Annotated in this window: 8 protein-coding genes and 2 pseudogenes; 3 read left to right on the top strand and 7 right to left on the bottom strand. The window is 66.3% G+C overall.

All coding sequences use genetic code 11. The features are described from left to right. Positions 1 to 95: 95 nt before the first annotated feature. Positions 96 to 2615, top strand: a pseudogene (locus GGR62_RS19220) (hypothetical protein); the annotation flags it as partial. 40 nt (positions 2616 to 2655) lie between these two features. Further along, a pseudogene (locus tag GGR62_RS19215) lies at positions 2656 to 3311 on the top strand (hypothetical protein). 236 nt (positions 3312 to 3547) lie between these two features. On the opposite strand, the gene GGR62_RS19210 reads toward GGR62_RS19215, so the two are convergent. The 4 genes from GGR62_RS19210 to ptsP form a co-directional block, all read right to left on the bottom strand. After that, the gene (locus GGR62_RS19210; protein WP_184409437.1) at positions 3548 to 4831 is read right to left on the bottom strand and encodes a carbohydrate porin; all 1284 of its coding nucleotides are present in this window, start codon (positions 4829 to 4831) and stop codon (positions 3548 to 3550) included. A gap of 187 nt (positions 4832 to 5018) precedes the next feature. Then, entirely contained in the window at positions 5019 to 6764 is a 1746-nt protein-coding gene (locus tag GGR62_RS19205) for a fructose-specific PTS transporter subunit EIIC (protein ID WP_184409436.1), read from the bottom strand. A gap of 108 nt (positions 6765 to 6872) precedes the next feature. Further along, the gene (gene pfkB, locus GGR62_RS19200; protein ID WP_184409435.1) at positions 6873 to 7829 is read right to left on the bottom strand and encodes a 1-phosphofructokinase; all 957 of its coding nucleotides are present in this window, start codon (positions 7827 to 7829) and stop codon (positions 6873 to 6875) included. After that, positions 7826 to 10342 carry a phosphoenolpyruvate--protein phosphotransferase gene (gene ptsP / locus GGR62_RS19195; protein ID WP_184409434.1) on the bottom strand — a complete coding sequence of 839 codons (2517 nt, stop codon included), beginning with the start codon at positions 10340 to 10342 and terminating at the stop codon, positions 7826 to 7828. Before ptsP ends, pfkB begins: the two co-directional genes overlap by 4 nt. 160 nt (positions 10343 to 10502) lie before the next feature. Between ptsP and GGR62_RS19190 the strand changes: the two genes are divergently transcribed. After that, complete coding sequence (locus tag GGR62_RS19190) at positions 10503 to 11492, top strand: LacI family DNA-binding transcriptional regulator (RefSeq protein ID WP_184409433.1); 990 nt, start codon at positions 10503 to 10505, stop codon at positions 11490 to 11492. A 120-nt stretch (positions 11493 to 11612) separates the two neighbouring features. Here GGR62_RS19190 and GGR62_RS19185 read toward each other — a convergent pair whose 3' ends face one another. Genes GGR62_RS19185 through GGR62_RS19175 form a run of 3 tightly spaced genes read right to left on the bottom strand, consistent with a single transcriptional unit; the run spans position 11613 to position 16777 of the window. Next, positions 11613 to 14783, bottom strand: coding sequence for a multidrug efflux RND transporter permease subunit (locus GGR62_RS19185; RefSeq protein ID WP_184409432.1), 3171 nt, complete (start codon positions 14781 to 14783; stop codon positions 11613 to 11615). A gap of 12 nt (positions 14784 to 14795) precedes the next feature. Continuing rightward, the gene (locus GGR62_RS19180; protein ID WP_184409431.1) at positions 14796 to 16103 is read right to left on the bottom strand and encodes an efflux RND transporter periplasmic adaptor subunit; all 1308 of its coding nucleotides are present in this window, start codon (positions 16101 to 16103) and stop codon (positions 14796 to 14798) included. 14 nt (positions 16104 to 16117) lie between these two features. Next, positions 16118 to 16777, bottom strand: coding sequence for a TetR/AcrR family transcriptional regulator (locus GGR62_RS19175; RefSeq protein ID WP_184409430.1), 660 nt, complete (start codon positions 16775 to 16777; stop codon positions 16118 to 16120). Positions 16778 to 16789 lie beyond the last annotated feature (12 nt).

Here is a 16789-nt window from a genome sequence, read left to right as displayed (position 1 = left end):
TGACCCCGGCTGCTTATGCCCAACATCTGGCCAACACCGATATCATTACCCCCGGACTCTAAACCAAGCCGCTACTCAGGGCGGGGGGATGTCGCGGTGCCAACGACCGAGGCAGCTACGAACACCAAACCGCCTCCCCGGAACGCGCGCAACAGCTCAACCAAGAAGCCCTGGGCCGTATCGAAAGCAACATCGCAACCGGGCGCGAAGCCATCGCCGCGGCCTATTTGGAAAACCATGCAGCGCAGCGGGCGCAGGCTTACGGTGTCGAAGTGCCGGCGGCCGTCCAGGCCGCCCAGGCCAAGCCCGGCGCGGTGCTGGGGTCGGACGCTCGGCTTTACCAGCGCACCGAGTCAGGACAGTGGGCTTGCAAAGATGGCGTCGCCAGCGGCAATCTGGCGGTAGAGTTGGAACTGACCGACCAACTGCGGCAGCCCTCAATCGAGCGCTCCCAGGAAGCCTTGGCGGCGATCCAGGCACTTCCCGCGCCTACAGCTGCGCAGATGGAGCACAACGAGTTGCTGCATCGTTACCGGGCGGCAGGCGTCGATTTGAACGTCAACCCGCAGACCCAGCGGGCGGTGGAGCTGGCTTCGCAGCGGACCATGGAGGCCAATGGCATCACCGGGCCGACCATGCAGCAGTTGCAGCGCAATGAGTTGGGGCAATACGGTTATGACAGCCCCATCGCGCACCTTCAACGCGGCAGCGATGGGGTCACTCGTGTGGTGGCCGTCACCAGCAGCGAAGACATCCGGCAGGCGTTGAGTGAGACGCGGGACCACCGACAGGAATCGGCAACCGTTGCTCGGGCGTCCGAAGCGACGGGAGATGGGGACACCTCGACCTCCGATTCTTCAAGTCCGCAGCAAGTGCTCGACCTCCAGGCACGCATGCAGGCTTCTATTGCGGCGCAGGCGCGACAAGAACGCGAACAGCAAGATCGTCTTGCGCAAGAGCAACACGCCGTGCAGGTGCGCGAGCACCTCCAGCAGGCGCAGCCTGAGCGCGAAGGCCAGGCGCAGAGCGAACAAGCAGTCCAGGCGCAGGCGGTGTTGGAAGGGCAACGCCAAATAGAGCAGCAACGTGAACTCCAAGAGCGGCAGGCGCAGACCAGCCAGCAACGCGAGCTGCAGGAGCGTGAGGAAAGGGACGTCCAGGAACGTCAGGCGCAAGAGCGCCAGGCCGACAACCAGCAGCGGGAGCAACAAGACCGCCAGGCTCAAGAAGCAACGGGAACTGAGGTCCAGGAACGTCAGGCTCAGCAAGCACAGCAGCAGGACCAACGTCAGCAGTCCTCGCAGCAAGCCGACCCTCAGCCGCACGCTCCGGATGCGGCGCTGGCTCAACAAACGCCACGGACCGAGTTGCCGCAGGAAGACGCGCGTCAGCGGCCAGAGGTGCAGAACCAACAGGCAGGCGAACACCTGGCTCCCACCACGCCCGACCCACTGAAGCAAACCCCTGGTCCAGGTGACGCGCAGCGGCGTCAAGCACAAGAAGCAGAACGCGCGTTCGAACCGCAAGCGGTGCAAAGCCGCGACACTGCGCGCATCCAAGTGCCTCCCTCCGAGGGTCGGGAATCGGGCAATCCACCTTTGCAAAGCGCGGCGGCTGATGCGGTGAGCCCGGCGCTGTATCACCAGGTGCAAACGCAGCAGGCGGAGATGGGGCAAGTGCCTAGCCGCCAGCAAGACCCAGCGCGTGAGCAAGAGGGAGAATCACATCGCGTCATGGCCCAAACAACGCCTCCGGCAGAAGACCCGTTGATGGCATCGCAGGCCACGGCGCTTACCACTCCTGAGCAAGAAGCCAAGGCCGAGCAGTCCGGTCCTTCAGACACCTTGTTCGCTGCTCATGGTGCGCCGTTGCCTCCACCTCAACACCTCGCGCAAGCACACGAGCAGTCACCAGAAGCCAGTGCTATGAGTCGCTCCTCCGTAGGGGCAGCAGACGCGGAAAACCAACGCACTCAATCCATCCCAGCGCAGGACCGTAGCGCCGCAGACCCGGGCGGTGCTCTATTCCTGGAAGAGACCATGCGCTCGCTGCGCCAGCTGCAACAGGAGATTGAGCGGGCTGATCTGGAAGACGAACGCTTCCACCAGGAATGGAAGGAGTATCGCGAGCGTGGAGAACCCTATCCCTTCGTGCACCACGATACGCAAAGCGTGCAAGGCCGCTTGCCCAGTGAAGCGGCTGCGCAAGCCGATGCTTTTTCACCCCTAGCTCAGCGCTTCGCCGGTCCAGGGGGAAGGGATGCGCCAAACGAGTCCTCGCAAGTTGAGCGGAAATCCATCACGGGCGACCCGGACGTGGACGAAGTGCTCTACGCGCTCGACAGCAAAAACGAGCTGGCGATCGAGCAGGCTCTAGATCGGGTGGCCAATAGTGCAGCGACGCAGGCGTTGTTGAAGAAAGGCGACGATTTCCTGGAGGCGCAGGCCCAGCAGGAGGCCCAGGAGCTTGCCGCCACATGCCAGGCGCTGGGGATGGATGTCTCAGCCGAGGTAAACACCAGCCGTGGGCCGGTGATGGTGCTGACGCTGCCGGAGTTCGCCAAGGGGCCGATGCAGAGCGGTCCCCAGGGGGACGGAGGGGGCGGTGGTGGTTAGTCAAACTCTTTTCTGGGATCAACCGAGTTGAGGAGACCTCATGGACAGGCAAGACGCTACCGCAATGGCGGAAATAATGGTGATGTTGAACGCATCGAACGCGTCGTTGCAGGAGACCATCAAGGTGCTGACGACCCTTGTAGCATCCATGCAGAAGCGCGAACAACGGCTGCGCGATGTGGTCGCCGAACAACTCCAGGTGCTCCAGCACGCGGCCAGCAGCGCCGATGCCAAGGTCAATCGGGTATTGGAAAACGCACTGCCGCGGCTGACGCAGCTGACCAATCAGGCGTTGACGCAGACGCTGGAACCGGCCGCCAAGCGGTTCAACAAAGAAATGGCCCATGCGGACGAGACGTTGCAGCAAGCCACTCGACGTTACGCGCACGCCCAGCAGTCCTTGGAAACACGGATCACGCGGCGCATGGGCATTGCATCCGCCACAATGCTCGTGGCGGGCGTGCTAGGGCTGGGGGCGGTGGCCTACTCGGTGGGCATCATCAACGAAAAGCGAGCCGAACTCGCACAGCTTCGATCGTCCATCGATTACCTGGACCGCGTGTCGCGTGCGGACCTGGCTCCCTGTGGCGAAGGTCGGCTTTGTTTTGTGCCACCTTGGAGAAGAATGGGCCGCGTTACGGCAACCAAAGGCAATACAGAGCGATCAATCTGCGCGCGACATCAGATTCGCAATGATGCGACGTCGTCATTACAGCGACTGGCTTGCGCGTGACCGGGTGGGCCGATAAAGCCTCATGCATGCGGTCGCGCTCCTCCGCGGTTCATCGAACTCCGTCGGCTACCGGCAACTGCCCAAGCCAACCGAGTCGACGCAATGCGTTGCATTGAAGTCAGATGCAACGCACCCGCTACTCACTTCAGGCAGTGATGCTAGCCAAGCATGCGCGCAACGCGCGCAGCTTTTCTACTGGTCACAGATTCCAGTCGATCCGCATGCCTGCAATCAGCGCGTTCTTCAGATCGTTGCTGCGGGTCGGTTCGTTGAACTGGTCCGGGTTGATCACGTAATGCAGGTTCGGCGCGATGCGCAGGCGCTTGGTGACCTGGATGCCGTAGCTGAGCTCCATCATGATCTGGTTGTCGGCCGGGGTGCCGGTGCCGCCGGCCGAGGCGCGGGCCAGGCGCAGGTTTTCGATCGCCTCGTCGCTGTATTTCTGCTGGGTGATCACAAACGCAATGTTGTCCTGCGGGCGGCTGGCGAAGGTGCCTTTCTGCACCAGGCCCAGTTGCACGAAGTGGTCTTCGATCGCCTGGCCGCCGGTGCTCTTGAGCATGGCGCCGAACACGGTCAGGCCGCGGGTGCCGGACGGGTCGGGGTTGGTGACCTGTTGTTCGAAGCGGCCGAACAGGCCCGAGCGGCCCTGCTTGTTTTCATAGCCCAGGCCGCTGAGCACGGCCGGATTGCCATTGCGGTCGCGCAGCGGGTCGGTGTAGTCGGAGTTGTCCTGCCAGCCGCCGAGTTCGTACATCGCCGCCAGCGTGCCGTCGCCGCCCTTGTTCTTGTAGCCGACCGCATACGGCACGACCACGCCGGTGGTGTCGTCGGTGCTCCACTTCAGGCCGTGCTGGCCGTCCTGCGCCTGCACCGGGTTCACTTCGTACGCGCCGACATGCACATAGACCTTGGGCGTGACCCAGGCGGTGGCATGCGCGGCCCAGCTGGAGACCGGCCAGTAGGTGAAGTTGCTGGTGCGGAACACGAAGGTGGGGTTGCCGCAGGCCGAGTTGCCCTGGAAGTACTGGCACAGGTCAGAGCCGAGGAAGTGGATGTTGGCCACGCTGCGGCCGGCTTCCAGTTCCAGACGGTCGTCGAAGAGTTTCTGCAGCAGGGTGAAGTTGGCCAGGCGGGTTCCCTGGCCGCCGTAGATTTCCTGCACCGATGTGCTGTTGCCGATGCTGCTGTTGGCCAGGTTGGTGCCGTGGCGGTTGGAGACATACAGCTTGACCGTGGCGCCGCCCCAGCCGAACAGGCGATCCATGTCCACGTCGGTGCCGACCATCAACTGGCCGGCGTAGGCGTCGCCGTTCTTGCGGCCGCCGTCGATCATCGACGCCGCTTCACCGGTATAGCCCAGTTTGAGCTTGAAGGCGTCGGCGGCGTCCTGGGCCTGGGCCTGGGCCAGCGGGGTGAGCGCCAGTGTCAGCGACAGGCACAGCAGGCGGCGGTTGAAAAGGTGAGGGGCGAGTGCGGTCATGGCAGGGGCTCCGGGCAAAGAGGGCGTAGCGAGTGGCGAACGCGGCGGCAAGTAAGTGGGTAAGCCGCTGGCCGCGCACCAAAGGTGCACAGCGCAGCGGTAAGACGAATCAGCGGTAACCCGGATCAGCGATCAGACGATCCAGAGACCTGGTCTGGAACCGATAGCGGCGGGGACGCGCCGAGCTTCAGGCGACGACGTCGGCAACCGGCTTCTTGAGCAGGCGCAGCGCCACCGCAGTGACCACCACGCCGACCACCAGTGCCAGCACGTAGTTGGCCAGGTGGGTCACCGCGTTGGGGATCAGCAGCACGAAGATGCCGCCATGCGGTGCCTTCAATTCGGCGCCGGCGGTCATCGAGATCGCGCCGGCCACGGCCGAACCGATCATCAGCGCCGGGATGGTGCGCAGGGGGTCGCGCGCCGCATACGGGATGGCGCCTTCGGTGACGAAGGCCAGGCCCAGTACGCCGGCGGCGGTGGCCGAGCCGCGTTCTTCGACGGTGAAGCGGTTGCGGAACACCCAGGTCGCCAGTGCGATGCCCAGCGGCGGGGTCATGCCGGCGACCATCGCAGCGGCCATCGGGGTGTAGACCTGGCTGGCGATCAGGCCGGTGGAGAACGCGTAGGCGGCCTTGTTCACCGGCCCGCCCATGTCGAAGGCCATCATGCCGCCGAGCAGCAGGCCCAGCAGCAGCGCGCTGCTGCCCTGCATGCCGCGCAGCCAGGCGGTGAGCCAGGCCAACAGGTCGGCCACCGGCTGGCCGAACACATACATCATTGCCAGGCCGACCAGCAGGGTGCCCAGCACCGGCAGGATCAAGACCGGCTTGAGTCCTTCCAGCGTGCGCGGCAGGCGGATGTAGCGGTTGAGCGCGGCCACACCGTAGCCGGCGATGAAGCCGGCGATGATGCCGCCGAGGAAGCCGGCGTTGAGATTGGCCGCCACCAGGCCGCCGATCATGCCGGGCGCGATGCCGGGGCGGTCGGCGATGGAGTAGGCGATATAGCCGGCCAGCGCCGGCACCATCAAGGTGAAACCGGCCTTGGCGCCGATCTGGAACAGCGACCAGGCCAGGGTGCCCTGATGCGCGTCGTCGCCGGCATAGATGCCGCCGAGCGCAAACGCCAGCGCGATCAGCAAGCCGCCGGCAGTGACGAACGGCAGCATGAACGACACGCCGGTCATCAGGTGTTTGTAGGCCCCGGTGCGGCCGCCGCCCTTGCTGTCGGACTTGGCTGCGCCGCTGCCGGCAACCGGCGCCGCGCCACCATGCACGCTGGCTTCTGCCAGCGCCTTCTGGATCAATGCCGGGCCATCGTTGATCGCCGGCTTGGTGCCGCTCTTGAACAGGCGTTTGCCGCCGAAGCGGGCCAGGTCGACTTCACGATCGGCGGCGATCAGCACCAGGTCGGCATCGCGGATTTCGTCGTCGGTCAATGCGTCCTGTGCGCCGACCGAGCCCTGGGTTTCCACGCGGATCTGGTAGCCGAGTTTCTTGGCGGCCTGCTGCAGACCTTCGGCGGCCATGAAGGTGTGTGCGATGCCGGTGGGGCAGGAGGTGATGGCGACGATGCGCTTGCTGTCCGAACCGGAGGTGCCGGTTGCAGCGGGTGCGGCGCCTGCGGCATCGGGCGCGGTGAGCTGGTTCAGTGCGGCGGACGGATCGTCGAGTACGGCGTCCAGGCTCAGGCGCAGCACGTGGGCGTCGCCGAAACGTGCGGTGTCGGCATCGGCGTCGCCGACCACCAAGACCTGGGCGGCGGCGCCAGCAAGTTCGTTCGGCAAAGCGCCAAGGACGCCCTGGTCGCTACGGATTTCGATCGTCACGCTGCGCCCGGCGGCGGTGGCCGCGCGGCGCAGCGCCTCGGCCGCCAGGACCGCTTCGGTACTGCGTTCGCCTGCGGCGATGACCACGATGGAAGAGGACATGCGAATCTCCTGCGTTGTTCGGTCGCCGGATCAACCCGGCGGTGTAGCTGCGTGTGTGGCAATCCGGTGCGCGGCGATGCTCGATCCATCGTTCGCGCCGAGCGGGTGCTACGAGAGGTGGTCGATGGCGATTTCGGTGGCGAGCGTGCGTACCTGCTGGGGCAGCAGGCGTCGCGCATCGCCGCTTTCCAGCCGGCTGACCGAGAACGCAGTCGCCAGCCGTGCGCAGCGTTCCAGGTCGCCGGACGCGTCCAGCAGCGCGGCGGCCAGGCCGGCCACCATCGCGTCGCCCGCGCCCACGCTGCTGCCTTGCGCCAACCGCGGCGGCCGTGCGATCAGGCGCTGGTCGCGCTGCACGAACAAGGCGCCTTCGGTGCCCATTGAAATGACCACCAGCTGGATGCCGCGTGCGATCAGTTCGTGCGCAGCTGCGCTCAGCGCGGCGCGATCGGTCAACGCGCGGCCGGTCCAGGCTTCCAGTTCGTGACGGTTCGGTTTGACCGCGTAAGGCAGCGCGTCGCGCGCGGCGCCGAGCGCGGCCACCAGCGGGGCACCACTGGTGTCCAGCAGCACGCGGGCACCGGCGGCGCTGGCCTGGGCCTGCAACTGCGCCCAGCTGTCCTCCGGCAGGCCGGCTGGCAGGCTGCCCGACAGCACCACCGGCAGGCCGGGGCGCAGTAGCGGCGCTAGCTGATCGGCGACGCCTTGCAGATGCGCCGCGCTCAGTTGCAGACCGGGCAGATTGATATCGGTGGTGTCGTTGCTGCGCGCGTCGACCAGTTTGAGATTGGTGCGGGTTTCGCCGGCCACGCGCTGGCAGTGATCGGCAATGCCGCGTTCGCGGAACAGCGCCTCGAACACGCCGGCATTGCCGGCCCCGAGCACGCCGAGTGCGGCGACCTGGCTGCCCCAGTCGGCCAGGCAGGCGGCCACGTTGATGCCCTTGCCGCCGGCATCGTTGCGCACGCTGCTGGCCCGATGCACCGCGCCGGGCTGCAGGTTGTCGAGCTGGATGGTCTGGTCGATCGCCGGGTTCAGCGTGACCGTGATGGCCTGCAGGCTCATGGCTGGCCCTCGCGTTTTACTTCAAGCGCGCGCACTTGCTCTGCGGTTTCGCAGTCCAGCGCCTGTTCGGCCAACTGCTGCAACTGGCTCAGCGCGGCACTGCGCAAGCGCGCCTTGACGGCCGGGATGTCGTTGGGCGTCATCGACAACTCCTGCACGCCCAGACCGGCCAGAAGGCTGGCGCCGAACGGATCGCCGGCCAGACCGCCGCATACGCCGACCCAGCGGTCGTGTTTGCGCGCACCTTCGATGGTGCTGCGGATCATGCGCAGTACCGCCGGATGCAGGCTGTCGGCTTCGGCAGCCAGCTCCGGGTTCTGGCGGTCGATCGCCAGCACGTATTGGGTGAGGTCGTTGGTGCCGATCGAGAAGAAATCGGCATGGCGCGCCAGCACATCGGCCTGCGCGGCGGCGGCAGGCACTTCGATCATGATGCCGATCGGGACCTCGGGCGCGTCGAGGTCGGCGCGGATGCGTGCGCAGATCTCGCGCAGGGTGATCAACTCCGGCACCGAGGTGATCATCGGGAACATGATCGACAGCCGCGCACCGTCCTTGGCGGCGCGGTACAGCGCACGTAGTTGCGGTTCGAGCAGGTCGGGGCGACGCAGCAGCAAACGCGCGCCACGCACGCCCAGGAACGGGTTTTCCTCGTGCGGCAGTTCCAGATGGGCCACTTGTTTATCGCCGCCGATATCCAACGCACGCACGATCAGCGGGCGGCCATCCAGCGCCTGCGCCATCGCCAGGTAGGTGGCGTGCTGCTCGTCTTCGGTGGGCGTGCGGCCGCTTTCCAGGAACAGGAATTCGGTGCGCATCAAGCCAACGCCTTCGGCGCCTTGCGTCAGTGCCATGGCGACCTGGTCGGGCAGGTTGACGTTGGCGCCGATGTCGATGTGGTGGCCGTCGGTGGTGTCGGCCGGCAAGGCGCGTTGCGCGGCCTCGCGCTCGCGGATGGCCTGTTGTTCGGCGATGTGCGTACGTGCCGCATCCAGATCCACGTCCGATGGATTGACGTACAGCCGCCCGCTGCTGCCGTCGATGATGGCGGTGACGCCGTCTTCGATATCCAGCAACTGGCCGCCGGCAGCGACCAGCGCCGGAAGGCCGAGCGTGCGCGAGAGGATCGCGGTGTGCGAGGTCGGCCCACCTTGCGCGGTAGCCAGGCCGAGCACGCGCGCAGTGTCCAGGTTGGCGGTGTCCGACGGCGACAGGTCGCCCGCGAGCAGGATGCAGGGCTGCTCCGGCAGGTCGGTGAGGCCGGCGCCGGCGGCGGCTGGGTCGAGCTGGGCCAGCACGCGGCGCCCGACGTCGCGCAGGTCGGCGGCGCGGCCGGCCAGCACCGGGTTGCCGAGCGCGGCCAGGCCCGAGGCGATCTGTTCCACCGCCTGATGCCACGACCACGCCACGCCGTGGCCTTCGACCATCAGCTGGCAGGTGCGGGTGATCAGGTCGGTGTCGTTGAGCAGCTCGGCCTGGGCCTTGAAGATCGCCGCATCCGAGGCGCCGAGACGGCGCTGGGTGTCGTCCTGGATCGCCGCCAGTTGCTGGCGGGTGCAGGTGAGGGCGTCGTGCAACTGCGCGCCGCCGTCGCCCAGGCCGACCGGTTGGTCGGCCACCTCGGTCTGCGCCGCGCGCAGGCGATGCACGATGCCGATCGCCACGCCGGGGCTGGCGCCGATGCCGACGATGGTCGGCTGCGCCTGCGGCGGCGTCCAGCCGACCACCGGGGCGGCACGGCGTTGCGCGGCGCGTTCGGCATCGGCTTTTTCCTGGGCGGTCAGGCTGTCCATCACCGCGCGCAGACGCTTGAGCAGCGCGGCGGCATCGTTGCCTTCGGCGGAGACGGTGATGCTGTCGCCGGCACGCAGGCCCAGTTGCAGCAGGCCGACCAGGCTCTTGGCATCGGCCGCCTGCTCACCGGCGCGCACCTGCGCACGCGCCGAGAAGCCGCGTGCGGTCTCGGCCCAGCGGGTGGCCGGGCGCGCATGCAGGCCGCTGGGGTAGGCGATGGTCCATTCGAATGTTTCGGCCAGATCGGTGGCCGGCGCGGCGCTGGTGTCTGGGGCGCGGTCGCCGGTCAGGGCCGCCACGATGACAGCGGGGTCGTCGGTGGTGAACAGCGCTTCCAGCTGCGCCGGGTCCTGGATCAAGCGGGTCAGGCGGCGTAGCAGGGTGATGTGGGTATCCGATTGCGCCGCGATGCCGACCACCAGTCGTGTGGTCTGGCCGGGATTCCACTCCACGCCTTCAGGCAACTGCAGCACCGCGATGCCGTCGCGGCGCACCAGGTGGCGGTCTTCGCCCACGCCGTGCGGAATTGCCAGGCCGTGCCCGAGGAAGGTATTGGCCAGGCCCTCGCGGCGACGCATGCTGGCGTCGTAGCCCGGCGCGACGCAGCCGGCCGCGACCAGCAGTTGGGCGGCCTGGGCGATCGCATCGTCCTTGTCGCGGGCATGCGCGCGCAGGCGCACGAGGTCGGGGGTCACGGGGGCAATCGACGGAGAGGACAAGACGGACTCCGGGGTGAGAACGGGCTGGGCAGTATAGTGGGAACGTTCCCACGTTCCAGGTCAATGTGCGCTGCACAAAACCCTTGCAATGCTTTCGGGTTAGCATCGAAACGACGTCGCGCCTGGCTCCAGGTGCGCAAATGAAGCGGGAACGGTCCCAGTGAGTATCAGCATCAATGACGTGGCCCGCGTGGCCGGTGTGTCCAAATCCACGGTCTCGCGCGCGCTGGGCAGTGGCCCGGTCAGCGACGACGTGCGCGCCAAGGTGGAGGCGGCGGTACGCCAGACCGGCTACCGGCCCAACCTGATGGCGCGGCGGTTGCGCTCGCAGCAATCCGGCATTCTGGGGGTGATCGTTGCCGACATCCGCAACCCGTACTTCACCGCGTTGATCCGTTCGGTGGAAGAGGTCGCCTACAAGGCGGGCATGCGCGTGACGCTGTGCAATACCGACGAAGATCCCGAGCGCGAGGCGTTGTACCTGCAACTGATGCAGGAAGAACGCATCACCGGGCTGATCTTCGCCCCGACCCGCAGCACGGTGGGGCGCATGCACGAACTGACGCTGGAGTACCCGACCGTGCTGGTGGACCGCGCCGGCCCCGGCAGCCGCTATGACTGCGTGGTGCTCGACAATGCCGCCGCCATGGGCGAGCTGGTCATGCATCTGCAGGCGAAGGGCTACCGCCACATCGGTGGGCTGTTCGGCACCAGCACCACCGCGACCGAGCGTCGCAACGGCTATCTGGCCGCGATGGGCGCGCAAGGACTCACGCCTGCGTATCGCGAGGTGGCGCCCACCGCCGAGGCGGCGATTGCCGAAGTCGGCCAGTGGCTCGCAGCCGCAGACAGGCCCGAAGCCATCGTCACCAGTAACAGCCTGCTGCTGATGGGCGCGCTCAAGGCCGCACGCACCGCCGGTCTGCGCATCCCCGACGATCTGGCTCTTGCCGGGTTCGACAACGAACGCTGGACCGATCTGGTCGAACCAGGCATCACCGTGGTCGAGCAGCCGGTCGAAGACATGGGCCGCGCGGCGATGTCGTTGCTGCTGGAGCGGCTCAAATCGCCGCAGTTGCCGATCCGGCGCCTGGTGATGACCGGCCGTTGCGTGGTGCGCGGCTCCACCGGCGCACGCACGCGCATCTAGCCGCCTGCGAGGGCATGGCAGCGCGCGGGTGGATGATGCCAGCGCCTACATCGTTGCAGCGCAGCCCAAAAAAAAAGCCCCGGCAATGCCGGGGCTTTTCGTTTTACGCCGAGCGTCGGATCAACGATCCGGACGATGCGTGCCCGAGTCGTTCTGTGCGAGCAGGTATTCCTTGGACTGCTCGTCCAGCTTGTCGCCGAGCATGCGGCGCACCACCACGAAGAACAGCGGGATGAAGATCACGCCAAGCACGGTGGCGAACACCATGCCGCCGATCACGCCGGTACCGATGGAGTGACGCGAGTTGGCGCCGGCACCGCTGGAGATGGCCAGCGGCAGCACGCCCAGGATGAAGGCGAACGAGGTCATCAGGATCGGCCGGAAACGCAGATGCGCCGCTTCCAGTGCCGCATCGCGCAGGGTCTTGCCCGCCGCGCGCTGCTCCACCGCGAATTCCACGATCAGGATCGCGTTCTTCGCCGCCAGACCAATGACCGTGATCATGCCGATCTTGAAGTACAGATCGTTGGGCAGGCCACGCAGCATCGAGAAGGTGATCGCACCCAGCACGCCGATCGGCACCACCATCAGCACCGCTACCGGAATCGACCAGCTCTCGTACAGCGCGGCAAGGCAGAGGAATACCACCACCACCGACAACACGAGCAACAGCGTGGCTGCGTTACCGGCGATGATTTCCTGGTAGGACATGCCGGTCCAGTCGAAACCGAAGCCCGGCGGCAGGTCGTTGTTGACGATCTCCTCCATCGCCTGCATCGCCTGGCCGGAGCTGCCGCCCGGTGCCGGATTACCGACGATATTGACTGCCGAATAGCCGTTGTAGCGGTTCAACGCCGGCGAGGCATAGGTCCACTCGGCCTTGACCACGTTGCTCAGCGGAATCATCCCCGGCTGACCGTCGGCACCGAGGGCCGTGGTGCTGGGGGTGAAGAAGTTGCGCAGTGACTCCGGACCGGTACGGAACTGGTCGTCGGCACGGATATTGACGCGCTTGATGCGGCCTTCGGCGAAGTAGTCGTTGACGTAGACCGGCGCCAGCATCAGCTGGATCGAGCTGTAGATGTCGCTGACGTCCAGGCCCATCGACTGCGCCTGCACGCGGTCAACGCTCAGCTGCAGCTGCGGTGCGTTTTCCAGCCCGTTCGGACGCACGCCGACCAGGGTGTCCTGCTTTTCCGCCGCCTTGCCGAGCACGATGTTGCGCGCCTGGGTCAGGGCCTCCTGGCCGGCACCGGAGCGATCCTGCAGCCACATGTCGAAGCCGCCGAACTGGCCCAGGCCCTGCACGGTCGGCAGGTTGACCACGAAGATCTGCGCACCCTTGATGCCATAGAACATGCCGTTGAGTTGCTGGATCACCTGTTCGGCAGTGGCGTCACGGTCTTCCCAGGGCTTGAGCCGAATGAAGCCCATGCCCACGTTCTCGCCCGAACCGAGGAAGCTGAAGCCGGCGATCTGCAGCATGCCTTCGACTGCAGGCTCCTTCTCCAGCACGCCACGCATCTGCGCGAACACCTCGTTGGTGCGCAGCTTGGTCGCGCCCGGCGGCAACTGCACGACGGCCAACGCAAAGCCCTGGTCCTCTTCCGGCAGGAAGCTGCCCGGCATGCGCGTGAACAGGAAGCCGCACAGCACCACCAGCACCACGAACACGATCATCCAGGGCGGCGAGCGCTTCAGGGTGTTCCCGACCACACCGACGTAGCGGTGTGCCAGCTTGTCGTAGTACTTGTCGAAGTTGCGGTAGATCCAGTTCTTCTTGTCCGCATGGGTGGGCTTGAGGAACGTCGCGCACAACGCCGGGGTGAAGCTCAACGCCAGGAACGCCGAGAAGCCCATCGACATGGCGATGGTCAGCGCGAACTGTTTGTAGATCGCACCGGAGGCACCCGGCTGCAGCGAGGAGGGGATGAACACTGCTGCCAGCACCACGGTGATGGCCACCACCGCGCCGGTGATCTGGGTCATCGCCTTCTGGGTGGCCGCCTTCGGCTCCAGATGCTCGTCGGTCATGATGCGTTCGACGTTCTCGATCACCACGATCGCGTCATCGACCACGATGCCGATCGCCAGCACCATCGCAAACAGGGTCAGCTGGTTGATGGTGAAGCCGATCACGTACATGCCGAAGAACGTGCCCAGCAACGCAACCGGAATCACCAACGTCGGAATGACCGTGGCGCGGAAGTTCTGCAGGAACAGCAGCATCACCAGGAACACCAGCACGATGGCTTCCACCAGCGTGTGGATCACTTCCTCGATGGAGATGCGCACGAAGGTGGTCGACTCGTACGGCGCAAACCAGGTCACGCCCTGCGGAAAGGTCGGCTGCAGTTCGTCGAGCTTGGCACCGACCGCCTCTGACACGTTCAAGGCGTTGGCACCCGGCAACAGCTGGATACCGAACGCGCCGGTGGGCTTGCCGTTGTACTGGGTGTCGAAGCCGTAGTTGCTCGGCCCCACGCTGACGCGTGCGACATCCTTCAACCGCACCGTGGCACCGTTGTTGTCGGTGCGCAGGATGATGTTCTCGAACTGCTCGGGCGAGCTGAAGCGGCCTTCGGCCGAGACCGTGGCGGTGAACGTGATGCCCTCGGGCGTCGGGTCGGCGCCGACCGAACCGGCAGCGAACTGCACGTTCTGGTTGCGCACCGCAGTCAGTACCTGGGTGGCCGACAGGTTGTAGCCCTGCAGCTTCTCCGGGTTCAACCAGATGTTCATCGCGTACTCGGCGCCGAACTGGTTGGTGCTACCCACGCCGGGAACGCGCGAGATCTGCTCGAGCACGCGCGAACCGACGATGTCGTTGAGCGCGTCGCGATTGATCGACGGGTTATCCGACCGCAGCGCGGCCACCATCAGGAAGCCAGCGTTGGCCTTGGCCACCACCACACCCTGCTGGGTCACTTCCGAGGGCAGGCGCGGGGTGGCCAGCGACACCTTGTTCTGCACCTGCACCTGGGCGATATCCGCGTCGGTGCCGGTTTCGAAGGTCAGGGTGATGGTCACGCGGCCGTTGGCGGCCGAGGACGAGTTGAAGTAGAGCAGATGGTCGATACCGGTGAGCTGCTGCTCGATGACCTGGGTCACCGCTTTTTCGGCGGTGTCGGCACTGGCGCCGGGGAAGGTGGCGGTGACGGTGACCTGCGGCGGGGCGATCGTGGGATACGACTCGATACCCAGATTCAGGATCGAGATCACGCCCGCAAGCGAGATCAGGATCGCCACCACCCAGGCAAAGATCGGGTGTTCGATAAAAAACTTAGGCATGTCCGGGTTCCGTTACTGCTGCTTGGACTGGGAGTCGGCCGGCTGCGCCGCAGCGTCGGGCTTGGGCTGTTGCTGCGCGGCCGGCGCGGCTGCATCGGCCTTGTCTGCGGCCGGAGTGCCTTGTGCATCGCCGGCCTGGCCTGCTGCCGGAGCGGCACCCGGGGCGCCCGGCTGGCCGCCTTGCGTCGGCTTGCTCGGATCCCACGGTTTGCCGGTGGCCGGTTGGCCTTCCTTGGCCTTCTGTACGCCATCGACAATGACCTGATCGCCGGGAGCCACGCCCGCAGTGACGATCCACTGGCCCTTTTGCTGGCCGTCGACGGTGAGGTTCTTGCGCACTACCTTGCCGTCCTTGCCCAGCATCAGGGCATAGGCGCCGGTGGCATCGCGCTGCACCGCCTGCTGCGGCATGAGATAGGCGTTGTTGCGCTGGCCCAGGCTGGCCTTGAAGGTCACGAATGCACCCGGCAGCAGCGCCTGTTCCGGGTTGGGCAGGGTCGCGCGCAGCGACACCGCACCGGTGCTCGGGTCCACCGTCACCGCCGACACATCCAGCGTACCGGGATGCGGATACTGGCTGCCGTCGCCCAGCTCGACATTGACGGTGGACTTGCCGTCGCCGCTGAGCTGCACGTTGCCGCTGCTCTGCGCCTGGCGCAATGCGGCCAGCTCTTCGCTGCTCATCGCGAAGTTCACGTACAGCGGGTCGATCTGGTCCACCGTGGTCAGCAGGGTGGCCTCACCCGAGCCCACCAAGGCGCCTTCGGTGACGCGCTGGATGCCCGCGCGGCCGCTGATCGGCGAGGTGACCCTGGCAAAGCTGAGCTGGATGCGGGCGGCGTCGACCACGCCGCGTGCCTGCTGCACGTTGGCGCGGGACGAGCGCTCGGTGGCCTCGGCGTTGTCGATATCGGCACGGGAGACATACTGCTGCGGTGCCAGGCTACGCGCGCGCTTGGCGGCGACCTGCGCATTGGTGTAGGTCGCCTCGGCCGCGGCCAGCTGGCCCTGGGCCTGCAACAACGTCGCGCGCAGCGGCATCGGGTCGATCTCGAACAGCGGCTGGCCTTCCTTGACGTCGGTGCCTTCGGTGTACAGGCGCTTGAGCAGCACACCGTTCACGCGGGCACGCACGTCGGCCGAGCGGAACGCCGACAGGCGGCCGACCAGGTCGCGTTCCAGCGGCAGCGTCTGCGGTTTCATTTCCAGCACCGACACTTCCGGCGGCGGCGGAGCCTGCTGTTGTTCGGGCTTGCTGCAGGCAGCCAGCGCCAGGGTAATGGCACAGGCCAGGCCGAATGTGCGGAGCGGGGCAATCATCAGGAGGAACTCCGTTAGGGTCTTGAAGTAAGAAAAGAAGGCGGGGACAGCGAAGGGGGCGCGGCGGTCGGGGCAAATGCGCGCAGGAAGGTGCCGATGGCGAACTGTGCCCACTGCTGCCTGGCGGGAAGGCCGGCGCGGTGGGGAACCTGAAAGCGTTGCCGATCGAAATCCAGACCGACGATCATGCTCAACAGCAGCTCGGCCATACAGTGCGGATCGTCATGGCGCAGCTGGCCGGCATCCATCGCCTGAGCGAAGCGCTGCGCCAGGCGCTGCTGCATACCGACGACGCCATCGTGGAAGATCTGTTGCGAGCGCTCGGGAAACCGGTGCGATTCGGCTTCCACCAACCGGCAGGTCTGTAACACATCGGGGCGGTTCAAACGATCGAGATGGGCCAGGGCGAATGCGAGCAGATCCTCGCGCAGATCGCCGCTTGCCGTGCCCAGCGGCACCGTGGCCAGGTGCACGTGGTCCTGCAGCACATCGCGCAGCAGGTTCTCCTTGCAGCCGTAATAGCTGTAGAGCGTCTGCTTGGAGCAACCGGCGCGCTCGGCCACCGCGTCCATGCTCAGCCGCATGCCGCGCTCGGCAAGCAGGGTATGCACGGCAGCATGGATGCGGCGATCGCAGTCCGAACGCCGGGCAGCACGGGGGGGACGAGGGGTCATGGCGGTAGACTA

It is taken from the genome of Xanthomonas sp. 3075, assembly GCF_014197275.1.
GTDB lineage: Bacteria > Pseudomonadota > Gammaproteobacteria > Xanthomonadales > Xanthomonadaceae > Xanthomonas > Xanthomonas campestris_B.
The sequence above is the reverse complement of the archived record's forward strand: the minus strand, read 5'-3'. Positions and strand labels throughout refer to the sequence as shown.